This window comes from Streptococcus infantis ATCC 700779 (genome assembly GCF_000187465.1).
Taxonomy (GTDB): Bacteria; Bacillota; Bacilli; order Lactobacillales; family Streptococcaceae; genus Streptococcus; species Streptococcus infantis.
On the sequence record NZ_GL732439.1, the window covers coordinates 1,579,831 to 1,596,101 of the forward strand.

The following is a 16,271-nucleotide window of genomic DNA, read 5'->3' on the forward strand; positions in this document are numbered from 1 at the left end:
GAACATGAAAAAGAAAGCATTTGGTATTGTGTTGCTAGTATTGGCAGCTTTAGTATTGTTACAGGGGAATTTTGGAATCCCTTCACTTGAAGGGGAAATTTGGCCCTTGATCGGTATTGGATTTTTTGCCTATCAATCAGTTGAGGCAATCCTTCGTCGTCATTTCACTTCAGCCTCCGTTACAGCCCTAGTGGCCCTCATGATTGCTAATCATTTTTATGACATTTTACCGATTCCCAATCAATCATTGTTCTGGGCGAGTGTTCTCATCGTGCTTGGAGTAAGTATGCTGACTCATACTAACAGAACTTGGAATGGAAAAAAATGGTGGTATGACGGTGAAAAGACCATTCTGACAGACAAGGAAGTCGCTTTTGGGGCGGGTACATTTTACAAGCAAGACCAAGAATTGGTAGAAGACGAGTTTGAAGTCGGATTTGGGAATGCCAAAATCTATTATGACAATGCAGAGATGTTAGGAGATAGCGCAACCTTGAAGATAGAAGTCGGATTTGGGAATGCAGTTATCTATGTGCCCCAACACTGGAGAGTGGATCTGAAGGTGGAAACTTTTTGTGGTGCGGCCAAGGCAGATGCTCCTGTAGCCCCAACCAGCAAAACCTTGATTATCCGTGGAGACGTAGCTTTCGGGAAACTTGGTGTCGTCTACGTCAAATAAAAAAAGTCTTCCAATTCCCTTGCCAAAAATAAGAAAGTGTGATAACATAGTACGGTATGTGGTGCTAGCACATCCGCTATATTAGATCTAATAGGAGGAAAACACAATGGCTAAAGTATGTTACTTTACAGGTCGTAAGACTGTATCAGGAAACAACCGTTCACACGCGATGAACCAAACTAAACGTTCCGTAAAACCAAACCTTCAAAAAGTTACTGTTCTTATCGATGGTAAACCTAAAAAAGTTTGGGCTTCAGCTCGTGCTTTGAAATCAGGAAAAGTAGAACGCGTTTAATAAACATGAAAAGACCTACAGGGTCTTTTTCTTTTGCTCGACAGCTGAAATCATTTGAAAAATCAAGCAAATATCCGATGATACATCATTCTGCTTTTACAGTTGGGCTGAAATATGATAAAATAGAGTATCAACTATTTGAGGTAAAAAAAATGACTGTAAAAATTAATACAAAAGATGGTCAAGTCGAACTGACAGATGATGTGATCGCTACTGTCGTAGGTGGTGCAGCAACTGAAATTTTTGGTGTAGTCGGTATGGCTAGTAAAAATGCCCTCAAAGATAATTTCCAAGCCCTTCTTGGTAAGGAAAATTATTCAAAAGGTGTAGTCGTTAAAGCAGCTGAAGACGGTAGTATTGCAGTTGATGTATATACTGTATTGAGCTACGGTACAAAAATCAGTGAAGTTTCAAAAAACATCCAAGAACGTGTTCGCTTTAGCCTAGAGAACCAACTTGGAATCACTGCTCAAACTGTGAATGTCTACATTCAAAATATCAAAGTTGTAGGAGAATAATCGTGTCAAATATTACTACAAGCTTATTTCAAGAAATGGTACAGGCTGCTTCAACTCGTTTGAACAAGCAAGCCGAATATGTCAATTCATTGAACGTCTTCCCAGTTCCAGACGGAGATACAGGAACAAACATGGGAATGACAATCGAAAATGGTGCTAAAGAAGTAGCAGACAAACCAGCTTCAACTGTTGGTGAGGCTGCAAGTATCTTGGCTAAAGGTCTTTTGATGGGTGCGCGTGGGAACTCAGGAGTTATCACTTCTCAGCTTTTCCGCGGATTTTCACAAGCCATCAAGACAAAAGAAGAGCTAACAGGAAAAGACCTAGCTCTTGCTTTTCAATCAGGTGTTGAGGTTGCCTACAAGGCTGTTATGAAGCCTGTTGAAGGAACAATCTTGACTGTATCACGTGGAGCTGCTATCGGTGCTAAGAAAAAAGCAGAACAGACAGATGACGCAGTTGAAGTGATGCGTGCAGCCTTGGAAGGAGCTAAAGCAGCCCTTGCTAAAACTCCAGAAATGCTTCCAGTATTGAAGGAAGTTGGAGTTGTGGACTCAGGTGGTCAAGGTTTGGTCTTCATCTATGAAGGATTCCTTTCAGCTCTTACTGGTGAATACAGTGCATCTGAAGACTTTGTTGCTACTCCAGCCAATATGGGTGAGATGATCAATGCAGAACACCACAAATCTGTAGCCGGACATGTAGCAACTGAAGACATTACCTTTGGTTACTGTACTGAAATCATGGTTGCCCTCAAGCAAGGTCCAACTTATGCTAAAGAGTTTGACTACGAAGAATTCCGTAACTACTTGAACGAACTTGGGGATTCTCTACTTGTTGTCAATGATGACGAAATCGTTAAAGTTCACGTCCATACAGAAGATCCAGGACTTGTTATGCAAGAAGGTCTCAAGTATGGTAGCTTGGTCAAGGTTAAAGTTGATAACATGCGTAACCAACACGAAGCGCAAGTAGAAAAAGAAGCTCAAGTCAGCAAGCCAGCTGAAGAAAAAGAATATGCTCTTATCGCGGTAGTAGCTGGACAAGGATTGGCAGACATCTTCCGTGCTCAAGGTGTGGACTATGTCATCGAGGGCGGACAAACCATGAACCCTTCGACAGAAGACTTTGTCAAGGCTGTTGAGAAAGTTAATGCCCGTAACATCATCTTCTTGCCAAACAACAAAAATATCTTCATGGCAGCTCAATCTGCAGCTGAAGTATTGGAACAACCAGCTGTTGTGGTAGAAGCTCGTACAATTCCTCAAGGATTGACTAGTCTTCTTGCCTTTGACCCAAGCAAATCAATCGAAGAAAACAAAGAACGCATGACTGCAGCCCTTGGCGATGTCATCAGTGGTAGTGTAACAACAGCCGTTCGTGATACAACTATCGATGGTTTGGAAATCCATGGAAATGACAATCTTGGTATGGTTGATGGTAAAATCCTCGTATCAAACCCTGATATGCACCAAACATTGACTGAAACATTGAAACATATGTTGGACGAAGACAGTGAAATCGTAACTTTCTATGTCGGAGAAGACGGAAGTGAAGAATTGGCTAACCAAATTGCTCAAGAAATCGCAGAAGAATTCGAAGATGTCGAAGTAGAAATCCACCAAGGTCAACAACCGGTTTACCCATATCTTTTCAGTGTGGAATAAAGATTAAATAATAGAAAAAAGAAAGTTGAGAAATCAACTTTCTTTTTTTGTGACATTTGTCATATTTCCTCATGACAGAAGCTTCTAGTGACACAACCTTCAAAGAATTATAATAGATGTATCAAATGGAGGAAGAAAAAATGAAACATAAAGTAATTGTCGCAATGAGTTTAGTAGCAGCAGGAGTCATGACTTATCTCATGTTTTCAGGATTGGATGAAGGCTTCTACCATTTTCCTTGGGAGCTATTTGCAGGATTTGGCATGATGTCTTGGTTGATCCGAGAAGGTTTGAAATTGGTCTCAGATGTGAAAAAGGAGTTTGAAAAATGAAACATAAAGTAATTATCGCAATGAGTTTAGTAGCAGCAGGAGTCATGACTTATCTCATGTTCTCAGGATTGGATGAGGGTTTCTATCATTTTCCTTGGGAGTTGTTTGCAAGTTTTGGAATCATGTCTTGGTTGATCCGAGAAGGTTTGAAATTAGTCTCAGATGTGAAAAAGGAGTTTGAAAAATGAAAAAAGCGATTCTCTATCTTTTTATTGGACTATCACTAGTGGTATGGTTGGTCGAAATGTTTACAGGTTGGTTTGATCAAGCCTTCCTTCATCAATTCATCCGTGGTGCCTGGGGATTAGGATTTATGATTTTTATCGCCTTTCCGATGGGAAAGGAGTGGCTGAAAGGAGAATATCATGGACATGATTAAGGTAGAAAGCCTAAATAAAAACATCAAGGGCAAGGCTATTTTGAAGGATATATCCTTTGAGGTAGCTGAAGGTGAATGCGTCGCCTTGATTGGTCCCAATGGTGCTGGGAAGACCACACTCTTGGACTGTTTGCTTGGAGATAAACTGGTCACCAGCGGTCAAGTATCCATCCAAGGCTTGCCAGTGACGAGTTCTCAGTTAGACTATATTAGAGGCTACCTCCCTCAAGAAAATGTCATCGTTCAGAAATTAAAGGTTAAAGAGTTGATTGCTTTCTTTCAAAGCATTTACCCAAATCCCTTGAACAACCAGGAGATCGATCAACTATTGCAGTTTGACAAGCAGCAAAAAGAACAATTGGCAGAAAAATTGTCAGGTGGGCAAAAGCGTCTCTTTTCATTTGTCTTGACATTGATTGGCAGACCAAAGCTAGTCTTTTTAGATGAGCCAACTGCGGCCATGGATACCTCTACCCGCCAACGTTTTTGGGAAATTGTCCAAGACTTAAAAGCGCAGGGAGTCACCATTCTCTATTCGTCTCATTATATTGAGGAAGTAGAGCATACAGCGGACCGGATTTTGGTCTTAAATAAGGGAGAGTTGATTCGCGATACAACACCTCTAGCCATGCGCAGTGAGGAGATTGAAAAGCACTTCATCCTACCTCTAGCTTACAAGGAAGTCGTCGAACAGTCTAACTTGGTTGAAAACTGGTCACAAAAACAAGATGCCCTGCAAGTAGTTACACGCGAAGCAGATGCTTTCTGGGAACTGTTAGTCCAAGCAGGCTGTAGGATACAAGAAATTGAAGTCAATAACCGTAGCTTGCTGGATACAATCTTTGAAGAAACACAAAAGGGAGATGACTAAGATGAAACGATGGATTGCACTAAACAAGATAGAATTTCTATTGACTAAACGACAATTAGTCTATTATCTATTATCCGTAGGGATGCCGACGGCCTTCTATTTATTCTTTTCAGGCATGTACCAGGACACACCAGATGGGCCAGCAAATTTTATGCGCGACTACCTCATCTCTATGACAGCTTTTTCTATGATGTCGACAGCTATGTTTTCATTACCAGCTGTCTTACATACCGATAAAATCAACAACTGGCAGAAAACATTACGCCATACTCCAGTAAATATGGTAGAATATTATCTATCAAAGATAACAAGTATGATGGTTGATTATTTGGTCTCAATCCTGGTTGTTTTCTCAGTTGGGCACTTGGTCAGAGGTGTAGATATGCCTCTAGGAAACTGGATTGGGGCTGCGTTCTTACTGATTGCGGGAAGTATTGCCTTTGTAGCGCTTGGCTTGACCTTGACACTCTTGCCTTCTAGTCAGCTGATGTCTGTCGTGGGCAATCTTCTCTATCTAGGCTTGGCTGTTTTAGGCGGACTCTGGATGCCCATCTCTTTATTTCCAGACTGGATGCAAGCAATCGGAAAGTGCCTACCAACTTATCAGTTGATGGAGTTGCTCAAGACCTTCTTAAACGAGGGTGGCATCAATTTATCAGCCACAGTTTATCTACTTGTTTTTTCAACAGTTTTGTTTGGTTTGACCATTTACCTTCAAGGTCATAAGGAGAATGCTTAATGCTTGTAAGACTGAAAAGCATAGATTATATGTATTGGGCCAGTTTGATTTTTATGGTTTTTCCCATCGTTCCTGTAGTGACTGGGGAGCTTCCTAGCTGGCATTTGTTGATTGATATTCTATTTGTCTTGGCTTACTTAGGTGTTTTAACCACCAAGAGTCAGCGTTTATCCTGGCTCTGTTGGGTTATCATGCTAGCCTATGTAGCTGGCTATACTGCCTTTGTTGGTGTAAATTATATCTGGTTCTTCTTTTTCCTTGCCAATCTCTTAATTTATCATTTCGGCGTACGTAGTTTTAATTCTTTACATGTCCGAACTTTTCTCCTTGCTCAAGTCCTTGTTGTGGGGCAACTTTTGATTTTTCAGGAAGTTGAAGTTGAGTTTCTAGTCTATCTACTTGGAATTCTTGCTTTTGTCGATTTAATGACTTTTGGCTTGGTTCGGATTCGTATTGTGGAGGATTTGAAAGAAGCTCAGGCTAAGCAAAATGCCCAGATAAATCTATTGCTTGCTGAAAATGAACGTAGTCGTATCGGTCAGGATTTGCATGATAGTCTGGGACATACCTTTGCTATGCTGAGTGTCAAGACAGATTTAGCCTTGCAGTTATTTCAGATGCAGGCCTATCCACAGGTGGAGAAGGAATTAAAAGAAATTCACCAGATCAGCAAAGATTCCATGAATGAGGTGCGTACCATCGTGGAAAATCTGAAATCAAGGACCCTAGCTTCAGAGCTTGAAACTGTCCAAAAGATGTTAGAAATTGCTGGAATTGAGGTTGAGGTTGACAATCAATTGGACAAGGCTAGCCTGACCCAGGATGTAGAGTCGACGACTGCCATGATTTTGTTAGAACTGGCGACCAATATCATCAAACATGCCAGGGCTGAAAAAGCCTATCTAAAACTGGAACGTACAGATCAGGAATTGGTCCTGACAGTCAGAGATGATGGGAAAGGTTTTGCAACTGTAAAAGGAAATGAACTCCATACAGTCCGTGACCGTGCAGCAACCTTCTTAGGTCAAGTAGAGCTGGTCAGTTTGAAAGATCCCACAGAGGTGCGCGTGCATCTGCCTTATAAGGAGAGAAAGTAGATGAAAGTATTAGTCGCAGAAGATCAAAGTATGCTTAGAGATGCCATGTGCCAGCTCTTAAGCTTTCAACCAGATGTGGAGACTGTCTTGCAGGCAAAAAATGGAGCTGTAGCTATTGAGGTTTTGGAGAAAGAAGCAGTAGATATTGCCATCCTTGACGTCGAAATGCCAGTCAAGACGGGACTAGAAGCACTTGAGTGGATCAAAGAAGAAGTGCCTGAAACCAAAGTGGTTATCGTTACGACCTTTAAACGCCCAGGTTATTTTGAACGAGCTGTCAAAGCAGGAGTCGACGCCTATGTCTTGAAAGAGCGAAGCATCGCCGAACTCATGCAAACTCTACATACGGTGTTAGAGGGGCGCAAGGAATATTCTCCGGAGCTGATGGAAGTCATGATGACCCATCCCAATCCCTTGACCGAGCAAGAAGTTGCTGTTTTGCATGGAGTAGCCCAAGGCCTGTCCAACCAAGAAATTGCGGATAAGCTCTACCTCTCAAACGGCACCGTCCGTAATTACATGACCAATATCCTCTCCAAACTAGGCGCCAGCAACCGAACCGAAGCGGCCAAAACCGCCGAAGAAGAAGGCTGGTTGTGAGGGGAGAAAGAAAAAATTATCGGAGATAACTTATGTCAAAAAAAATAATAAATGTTGTTGCAGCAGCCATAGAACGAGATGGTAAAATATTTTGTGCACAAAGACCTGAAGGTAAAAGTTTGGGAGGTTTTTGGGAATTTCCGGGTGGGAAATTAGAAATAGGAGAATCTCCTGAACAAGCTTTAGTCCGTGAAATTAAAGAAGAACTAAATTCTGAAATTGAAATTATTTCTTATATCAATGATGCTTCATATGATTATGATTTTGGGACAGTTGTCATGAAGACCTATCATGCAAAGCTGATATCAGGGAATCTAGAGTTGCTTGAACACCAAAATTCAACTTGGTTAGCTCCCGATGAACTAGATACTCTCAACTGGGCTCCAGTTGACCGTCCAGCTGTAGAATTATTAACAAAAAAATAAGAGATTATTCTCTTATTTTTTTGTTAAATAATCATAAAGTGTGGAAGAAACCTCATTGGCTAATTCAAAATTCATTGTAACTACAGGAGTTTTTCCATCCTGCATTCGAGTTTCAGTAGCACTATATTCCAAATAACTAACTGGCCCTAAATAATAGAAATCACTTCCCTCACCGTCTTCTTTTTTTACGAAGAGATGAAGAGCCAAACCCGTTTGATTAGATTGCATAATATCAGAAACTTCTTTAGACTTAAAGCTTCGATTGCTCCGAGAATACCAATGAAAGACTTTGTTGGATAAGAATCCATCTTGATACTGGGTTGTTTCTGTAATATCGTCATCTTTATGATAAGTTACAAAGATAGGACACGTTCCATGTTTGACCTTGTATCCATATACAGTAGAACTCTCATCCTTGTCCCAGTTGAGAAGTCTCACAGCATCTTTCCGAGAGTATTTTTCACCTATGGTCAATGGTTCCTGTGGATATTTTTGAGAGCGCTCTAGACCAGTTTGAATGATGTCTAAGATAAATTTTTTGTATTCCTCTGTAAGAAATTGAGTGAAATCTGTTGCTAGTTGATAAGTGTCATCTTCAATGCTTAAGGCTGACAAACCATACTTTTCTTGATCTCTTTTAACGAAAAAGTTATAGTCTAAACAGTTTTCGATAGATTTAAATAACTGTTCGGAGGATCCTAATTGCTTCATTGTTAGGATTTGTTTAAATTCAGATCGGGAAATCTTTCCATTTTCTAGTAATATTTTTAAAAGATAGAGCTCTTCTTTTCGTTTACCATTGGATAGTTCTTTGCAGAGGAAAGTCAGAAAACCATTTAATTCAGGAATTTTAATGAACTGATCATCTTTTTCAAAGGAAGCAATAACCTCTCCATAATGATTAAAAGTATCAAAGAAAACATAGGGATCTAGACTATCTAGTTTCCAAAAATCACTGAGATTTGGAGTACGTCCCAAGCGATTCTTCGTTTCCATATAGGCCTCTTTTAGGATAGCTCGATTGGAAAGATTTGTATTAGTAATAGACTTAAAGATTTGTTCTTTAGCAACCTCTTCAAAATTAATAGTTGTTAGACCATTTAAGATATTAGGCTCTCTTAGCTCTCTTCGGTAATTATCTTTGTTCATTGATTTATCACCAAATAATGCGATTGGAATCAGATAGTTATTTTTATAATTGCCAATAAAATCAATGATCGTGACGTATTCTTTACTGTCATGTTTTCGAAGGCCACGCCCTAGTTGTTGAACAAAAACAATACTAGATTGAGTATTTCTTAACATGACTACTTGGTTGACAGAAGGAATATCAATCCCTTCATTAAAAATATCCACTGTTAAAATGTAGTCTAGTTCTCCTTTTTCAAGTTGAGAAACGACCTCATTTCGTGTTTCAATATTGTCATCGCCTGTCAAAGCTCTACAAGTTTTTCCATGTTGATTCAATTTTAAAGATAGCTCATGTGCTTCCTGTTTAGAGGAACAGAATATCAACCCTTTTACTTTTTCTCCGCTTACGCCATAAAAATCAATTTTTTGAAGAATATGTTTAACACGTTCGTTAGATGTTAAGTTTGATATATTTGTCTTTTCATCGATTAGATGTCCATTTATCTCAATATCCTTTACCCCAAAATAAATAAATGGGCAAAGCATGTCATTATCAAGAGCATCCTGTAGACGAATTTCATAGGCGATATTATAATCAAATAGTTCATAAATATTTTGCCCGTCTGTTCTCTCAGGTGTTGCAGTCATTCCTAAAAAGAATTCTGGATTGAAATGCGCCATCACTTTTTTGTATGAATCAGCTCCAGCTTTATGAACCTCATCGATTAAAATATAGTCAAAATAATTTTCTGTAAATAAATTCAAATGTGAATCACGGGATAATGTTTGAATCGTCGCAAAAATATACTTCTTATTTGTCAAATCTGCTCCAGAATGATAAATCAAACCTTCTGATTCCGGGAACTGTAAAACTTTTTGAAAATCCTTTAAAGATTTTTGGAGAATTTGTTCCCTATGAACAATAAAGAGCATTCTTTTCGGTTCAAATTGTTGAACATCAAAAGCTGATAAATATGTTTTCCCTGTCCCTGTAGCACTGATAACTAAAGCTTTCTTTTTCCCTGAATCGCGAATAGCCTGTAGACCTTTCAATGCTTCTTTTTGCATCTTGTTAGGTTCAATGCTTGATACCTGGTATTCTGCTATCTCCTCTTCTCGAATCTGCTCCACTAGAATTGTTTTCTTACGCTTTCTAGCATAAGAATCAATCTTCTCTACCGTTAATATATCGGATTTTTTCCAAATTTTTTCGAATTCTTTTTTAGTAGCTTGAATTAACTCCCCATTGTGAGTTGAAGTCAATTTTATATTCCACTCGTAATTGATCTTTAGTGCATTATGAGTTAAATTTGAGCTTCCTGAAATAAGAACTTGTTTCCCATCATGCTCAAAAAGATAAAACTTAGCATGCATTTGAAGACTCTCAGGAGTGAGTCGAACTTCAACATTTCTCAACTTTAGTAATTCTTGCATAGCAACTGGATCACTAAAATCAAGATAAGGAGATATAAGAATTTTACCTTTTATTCCTTTATCCATTAAATCGGATAATTGGGATTTAATCAGAGAAATCCCTGATTGGGTAATAAATGCTACAGAAATATAAAAGGCTTGGCATTTTGATAATTCTTCTTGAATATCCTTCAATACATAACGCTTAGACTCTGGGTCATTGATTAATATTTGAGGAGAGTATCCTCCTTCTTGAAATTTAACATTATCAATAAAACCAAACTTTAAAGATTTGATCAAGGTATCTTGAAATAATGTAACGCCTTCTGGCATAGAGCTTCTCTTTTCTATTCTTTTTAACACATTCATTATACCAAAAAAACACGGCAGAATGCCGTGTTTCTATGTTTATTTAACCAACTTCTTCATCTCATCGATACGTGCTACGGTCGCATCGTACTTGGCTTGGTAGTCGGCTTGTTTGTCGCGTTCTTTTTGGACGACTTCTGGTTTGGCATTGGCTACGAAGCGTTCGTTAGAGAGCTTCTTACCGACCATATCCAGTTCTTTTTGCCATTTAGCCAGTTCCTTGTCGAGACGAGCCAATTCTTCTTCGACATTGAGGAGGTCAGCGAGTGGCAGGTAGATTTCTGCCCCTGTGATAACGCTTGACATAGCGAGTTCAGGTGCAGGGATGGTTGAAGCGATTTCCAAGTGTTCTGGATTTGTGAAGCGTTTGATGTAGTTGACATTGCTGTTAAAGAAGGCTTCCAAGTCGCTATCGCTTGTCTTAACAAGAATGGTGATTGGCTTGCTTGGTGCTACGTTTACTTCTGCACGCGCATTACGAACAGCACGGATCAAGTCTTTGAGGCTTTCCACACCAGTGTGGGCAGCAAGGTCTTCAAAGGCTGGGTTAACACTTGGGTATTCCGCTGTAACGATAGAGCCTTCTGAGATTTGTCCAAAGATTTCCTCTGTCACAAATGGCATGATTGGGTGAAGGAGACGAAGGATCTTATCCAAAGTATAAAGGAGAACAGAACGTGTGATGACTTTCTCTTCTTCGTTATCGCTATAAAGGACTTCCTTGGTCAACTCAACGTACCAGTCCGCAAACTCGTCCCAGATGAAGTTGTAGAGGATGTGTCCAGCCACACCAAACTCAAACTTATCAAAGTTTTCAGTGACTTTTCCGATAGTTTCATTGAGGTTGTGGAGAATCCAGCGGTCAGTGACATTTCCAGCTTCCTTGTTAACAACTTTTTCCACATTAGCAGTTGCTTGCTCAAGGGTCAAGCCTTCATTGTTCATGAGGATGTAGCGAGAGATGTTCCAAATCTTGTTAATGAAGTTCCAAGAAGCATCCATTTTCTCGTAAGAGAAGCGCACGTCTTGACCTGGTGCAGAACCGTTTGAAAGGAACCAACGAAGGGCATCAGCACCGTATTTCTCAATAACATCCATTGGGTCAATCCCGTTACCGAGTGATTTAGACATCTTGCGTCCTTGCTCGTCACGAATGAGACCGTGGATCAGAACGTTTTGGAATGGTTGACGACCAGTGAATTCCAAGGATTGGAAGATCATACGAGACACCCAGAAGAAGATGATGTCGTACCCTGTTACCAAGGTTGAAGTTGGGAAGTAACGTTTGAAGTCTTCTGAGTCGACATCAGGCCAGCCCATAGTTGAGAATGGCCAAAGGGCAGAACTGAACCAAGTATCCAAGACGTCTTCGTCCTGAGTCCATCCGTCACCTTCTGGAGCTTCTTCTCCGACGTACATTTCACCCTCAGCATTGTACCAAGCAGGGATTTGGTGTCCCCACCAGAGCTGACGAGAGATGACCCAGTCGTGGACATTTTCCATCCATTGGAGGAAGGTATCGTTGAAACGAGGTGGGTAGAATTCTACCTTATCATCTGTGTCTTGGTTGGCAATGGCATTCTTAGCCAATTGGTCCATCTTGACGAACCATTGCGTTGACAAGCGTGGTTCAACCACTACACCTGTACGCTCTGAGTGACCAACACTGTGGACACGTTTTTCGATTTTAACGAGGGCACCGATTTCTTCCAACTTAGCCACAACTGCCTTACGAGCTTCAAAGCGGTCCATGCCTGCAAATTCGAAGGCCAAGTCGTTCATAGTTCCGTCATCGTTCATGACATTGACTTGTGGCAAGTTATGGCGTTGACCAACCAAGAAGTCATTTGGATCATGGGCAGGAGTGATTTTCACGACACCAGTACCAAACTCTGGATCTGCGTGCTCATCTCCAACGATTGGGATGAGTTTATTAGCGATTGGAAGGATGACGTTTTTACCAATCAAATCCTTGTAGCGTGGGTCTTCTGGGTTGACCGCAACGGCAACGTCCCCAAACATAGTCTCTGGACGAGTTGTCGCAACTTCAAGGGCGCGTGAGCCGTCTTCCAACATGTAGTTCATGTGGTAGAAGGCACCTTCCACGTCCTTGTGAATCACCTCGATATCAGAAAGGGCTGTACGAGCTGCTGGGTCCCAGTTGATGATAAATTCACCACGGTAAATCCAGCCTTTCTTGTAAAGGTCCACAAAGACCTTGCGAACGGCTTTTGACAAACCTTCATCAAGCGTGAAACGCTCGCGAGAGTAGTCTACAGAGAGCCCCATCTTGCCCCATTGTTCTTTGATAGTAGTGGCATATTCGTCTTTCCATTCCCAGACTTTCTCAAGGAATTTTTCACGACCGAGGTCATAACGGCTGATGCCCTCACCACGCAAGCGCTCCTCAACCTTAGCCTGAGTCGCAATCCCAGCGTGGTCCATCCCTGGAAGCCAAAGGGTATCAAAACCTTGCATCCGTTTTTGACGGATGATGATATCTTGCAAAGTTGTATCCCAAGCGTGACCAAGGTGAAGTTTACCAGTTACGTTTGGTGGTGGAATCACGATTGAATAAGGCTTAGCCTTTTTATCGCCTGAAGGCTTGAAAACATCTTCGTCAAGCCATTTTTGGTAACGACCAGCTTCAACCTCGGCTGGATTGTATTTAGGTGAAAGTTCTTTAGACATGTGTGTGTCCTTTCTAGTTATTTTCTAAGCTACTTTGATAAGCATCTAAAATATTAATAGTATCTCTTATAATAGGACTATGTATAGCTTTGTAGAGGGACTTATTCCCAATAATATAAAACTCTTCCTTAGCTCTAGTCACTGCAACGTTTAAGATATTTGGTTCAGAGACCGCCCAGCGAGCAGCTCCCTCACTCATATTATCTGCTCCAAGAACAAAATACACAATCTTATTTTCTTTTCCTTGGAAAGTGTGTACAGTCCCTACATTTACAGGTTTTCCATTTTCTCTCTTTGTAAAACCAATTTCATCCAGTTCTTTTGCTAGTTGATTTGATACATTTTTAAAAGGGGTTATTACATAAATATCATTAAATTCCTCATGTCGTTTCTTCAATTCTTCCTTCAAATAATCAGCTTGCTCAGAAACAAATTTATCCTTAGCAACCCCGATAACATCAAACCATGCGCCTACGCCTCGAGCTTCTTTCTTTCCTTGAACCATTAAGTTGTCGTAAGAAATTTTATTAGAAATACTGAACATAGGATCACTAGAACGTCGATGAACCCAAAGAGGAAGTCCTATCCATGTTCCATCTTGTTTTTTAAAGCCATATCTACTAGCAGAATCTATCAATTCCTGCGTTGATGATAGAAGATATTTAGATACTATCTTATGGTGCTGTGCTAAGAATCCTAAAATATTTTTATCTATAGTCTGTACTGGTTGTATTTGAGCAGGGTCTCCCACAGCCAAAACACGTTTACTTCTAAAAATCGCTCCCACACTAGCTTGAGGCAATGCCTGACCTGCTTCATCAATAAATACATTACCGATACTATTTTCAGGTAAACACCAGAACATGGAATTGAAACTTGCAAAAGTTGTACTAATAACTGGAATAGTGAAATTAACCCAATCCCACGCAGCTTTATATAAATCACTAGCATTGTCTCTCATTGAATAGCGTTGGGGGTTATTCCAAATCCATAATGCTTTTTCAAAATGCTTTTTATTGTCATATAGAAATTGCTTCCTAACAGCCAGTGCTTTTATAAACAAACGACTTTGCTCTTCTCGATAGTCATCATCAAACCAAAAATTTGATACTTGGAGATCTTCATACGGGGCAGAAAAATCCAATTTTTTTACAGGAGAGGCAGCAAGTTCAGATTGTAATATTAAAATTATTTCCTGATGACGAACTAATTTATCTTCTTGTTTAGATTTCCATTCATTATACAACTGTTGTCTATGACTCAGTTGAGCTAATTCATTTTCATACTTTTTAATCTCTTTTTGCAAAACGTGGCAATATCGACTTTCATCATGTACCTTCTTCATTTCCGCTTTTAGATTTTCATTCGCTTGATTCAAGCTCATAAAATAAGTATCTAATTTCGATGGTGTAAAAAGTCTCTTTAACCATAGAAAGCGTGGAGTTTGTAATTTTATCAACTCAACATCTTGCGCTGCTATCTGTTTGTTAACATTTAATATAGAAATAATATGCTCATGTTCAGACAACTCCGTCTCTTTTTCCTTTTTACTATTTTCTAATTGAGTCTGTTTATCCCGTATTTTAGATAGTTCTATACATCTCTTAGCATTATCCTGCTGAAATTCAAATTCAAGTTGCTGGTACACATTTTTCAGTTCACCATGCAATCGAATCTTATCCGCTATTTCTTGCATCTTTTTTCTTTTATCATTTAACTTCTGATATTGAATTTTGAACTCTTCATATAATGAGGGATTCGATTGAAATTTATCTGAATTCAACTCTTGTTCTATTGCTTCTACAACTTTTTGTAGGCGGTCTCTATTCTGTTTTTTTCCACCTTCTATCGAAAATAATCCCCAATATTTTGTATTGTTAGAAACATCCTCATCTGCTAGTAGTAAATCATTACTGATTTCAGCAAAATAATTAATTTTCTCCAACTCATCTAACCAATTTGAATTCTGATAGATTTCTTTTCTTTGGGGTAATTCATTAACAATATTTTTAACAGCACCATTATTAGAACTCGCAACAACAATTCCTTTATCTGCAATCTCCTTTGGCAATTTCGCAATAAGATAAGGATTGTCATGATAAACTAGATTCCCTTTTAGTTTAGGAGTCGGTAGTTCACTAATAATTCTCGCCTGTTCCGTTACCAAGTCTGCAAAAATATCTTTTAAAAGTGTCGTTTTACCAGTCCCTGGAGGACCATTGACACTTCTCATATCCTCGCCTGCATTTGAAGCTAGATTTACAGCTACTTGTTGCATCATGGAAAGAGCAAATTTAGGGTTACTAGGAAATCTTCCTAATGGATAATTTTTCGGCTCAAGAATAGTTTCTAAATCATTTGGATTAAAATTGGAAGATTCTTTATTACTATCCAAATTGATCCTTTCAGAGGCAGATCCTGATAAGTACCGATTAAGATTTTCATTATTAATTAATTTTGCTAATTTCAAATCCTTTAGAAAGAATGAATGTAAGTTTATTTCGTCATCAAAATTTTTAACAAAAAGATATCTACAATCACTTGGTGAAATTTTATACTTATTCAGAAGTTCATTTAAAACTGCGTTGAACTCTCCATCAAGAAATGCCTGCCCCAACTGTTCTCGAAGTTCATTTTCTGTCTTCCAGAAATCATTCGGTAACCCTTCATCTTTACAAATTTGGCCACCCATGGTTAAAAACAATTTATCTGGTAAGAAATTCAAATCATTATCAAAATAAAGAGCAAAAGTAAATTTATAAGAAGATCTTCCCAATTCTTCCTCAGTCGCCTTTAAATTGTATTTTCCTCTTAACAATTTAATTATTTTTTGAAAAGGGAAAATTCCACAATAAACAACAACCCCAGAATTAGATTTTAATTTTTGACGATTTAAAAACTCTTTTAATATCGATTGATAGTCATTCCCTTGAAAAATCTTATACTTAGAATCACTTTTTTCAATATCCCCTTCTGACAATTGTTCCACTGTAATCCAAGCGTCTAATATTTGAATCTGACTACTTCTCATCATTTCTCCTCTTAAGACTTATAGAAACAAGATA

15 protein-coding genes are annotated in these 16,271 nt (G+C 39.2%); 12 read left to right on the top strand and 3 right to left on the bottom strand.

The genetic code is table 11. From position 1 onward, the window contains the following. Positions 1–4: 4 nt before the first annotated feature. The 12 genes from HMPREF9423_RS10185 to HMPREF9423_RS10235 all read left to right on the top strand — a co-directional run bounded on the left by HMPREF9423_RS10185 (position 5) and on the right by HMPREF9423_RS10235 (position 7,602). On the top strand, positions 5–679 hold the full coding sequence (locus HMPREF9423_RS10185; protein WP_006149237.1) for a LiaF transmembrane domain-containing protein: 675 nt from the start codon (positions 5–7) through the stop codon (positions 677–679). Between the two features lie 106 nt (positions 680–785). After that, positions 786–974, top strand: a complete 189-nt coding sequence (rpmB, locus tag HMPREF9423_RS10190; RefSeq protein ID WP_006149238.1) for a 50S ribosomal protein L28 — start codon at positions 786–788, stop codon at positions 972–974. A gap of 152 nt (positions 975–1,126) precedes the next feature. Next, positions 1,127–1,492, top strand: coding sequence for an Asp23/Gls24 family envelope stress response protein (locus tag HMPREF9423_RS0102240; RefSeq protein ID WP_000216443.1), 366 nt, complete (start codon positions 1,127–1,129; stop codon positions 1,490–1,492). Positions 1,493–1,494: 2 nt separating this feature from the next. Continuing rightward, positions 1,495–3,159, top strand: a complete 1,665-nt coding sequence (locus tag HMPREF9423_RS10195) for a DAK2 domain-containing protein (RefSeq protein ID WP_006149240.1) — start codon at positions 1,495–1,497, stop codon at positions 3,157–3,159. A gap of 125 nt (positions 3,160–3,284) precedes the next feature. Beyond that, positions 3,285–3,491 carry a hypothetical protein gene (locus HMPREF9423_RS10200; protein WP_025170070.1) on the top strand — a complete coding sequence of 69 codons (207 nt, stop codon included), beginning with the start codon at positions 3,285–3,287 and terminating at the stop codon, positions 3,489–3,491. Next, a complete protein-coding gene (locus HMPREF9423_RS10205) occupies positions 3,488–3,679 on the top strand; it encodes a hypothetical protein (protein WP_006149242.1) in 192 nt (63 codons plus the stop codon). Before HMPREF9423_RS10200 ends, HMPREF9423_RS10205 begins: the two co-directional genes overlap by 4 nt. Further along, positions 3,676–3,870 carry a hypothetical protein gene (locus tag HMPREF9423_RS10210; RefSeq protein WP_006149243.1) on the top strand — a complete coding sequence of 65 codons (195 nt, stop codon included), beginning with the start codon at positions 3,676–3,678 and terminating at the stop codon, positions 3,868–3,870. Before HMPREF9423_RS10205 ends, HMPREF9423_RS10210 begins: the two co-directional genes overlap by 4 nt. Beyond that, positions 3,857–4,741, top strand: coding sequence for an ABC transporter ATP-binding protein (locus HMPREF9423_RS10215; protein WP_006149244.1), 885 nt, complete (start codon positions 3,857–3,859; stop codon positions 4,739–4,741). The genes HMPREF9423_RS10210 and HMPREF9423_RS10215 overlap by 14 nt, the downstream gene beginning before the upstream one ends. Position 4,742: 1 nt before the next feature. Beyond that, positions 4,743–5,480, top strand: coding sequence for an ABC transporter permease (locus HMPREF9423_RS10220; RefSeq protein WP_006155789.1), 738 nt, complete (start codon positions 4,743–4,745; stop codon positions 5,478–5,480). After that, a complete protein-coding gene (locus tag HMPREF9423_RS10225; RefSeq protein WP_006149246.1) occupies positions 5,480–6,577 on the top strand; it encodes a sensor histidine kinase in 1,098 nt (365 codons plus the stop codon). The genes HMPREF9423_RS10220 and HMPREF9423_RS10225 overlap by 1 nt, the downstream gene beginning before the upstream one ends. Then, on the top strand, positions 6,578–7,177 hold the full coding sequence (locus HMPREF9423_RS10230; protein ID WP_006149247.1) for a response regulator transcription factor: 600 nt from the start codon (positions 6,578–6,580) through the stop codon (positions 7,175–7,177). It begins immediately after the preceding gene. Between the two features lie 32 nt (positions 7,178–7,209). After that, positions 7,210–7,602 carry a (deoxy)nucleoside triphosphate pyrophosphohydrolase gene (locus HMPREF9423_RS10235; RefSeq protein WP_006149248.1) on the top strand — a complete coding sequence of 131 codons (393 nt, stop codon included), beginning with the start codon at positions 7,210–7,212 and terminating at the stop codon, positions 7,600–7,602. Between the two features lie 12 nt (positions 7,603–7,614). Here HMPREF9423_RS10235 and HMPREF9423_RS10240 read toward each other — a convergent pair whose 3' ends face one another. The 3 genes from HMPREF9423_RS10240 to HMPREF9423_RS10250 form a co-directional block, all read right to left on the bottom strand. Beyond that, positions 7,615–10,479 (bottom strand): DEAD/DEAH box helicase, encoded by a 2,865-nt coding sequence (locus tag HMPREF9423_RS10240; RefSeq protein WP_006155800.1) that lies wholly within the window; start codon positions 10,477–10,479, stop codon positions 7,615–7,617. A 75-nt stretch (positions 10,480–10,554) separates the two neighbouring features. Next, a complete protein-coding gene (locus HMPREF9423_RS10245) occupies positions 10,555–13,206 on the bottom strand; it encodes a valine--tRNA ligase (protein WP_006149250.1) in 2,652 nt (883 codons plus the stop codon). A 13-nt stretch (positions 13,207–13,219) separates the two neighbouring features. Next, positions 13,220–16,237 (bottom strand): DEAD/DEAH box helicase, encoded by a 3,018-nt coding sequence (locus tag HMPREF9423_RS10250; protein WP_006155799.1) that lies wholly within the window; start codon positions 16,235–16,237, stop codon positions 13,220–13,222. Positions 16,238–16,271 lie beyond the last annotated feature (34 nt).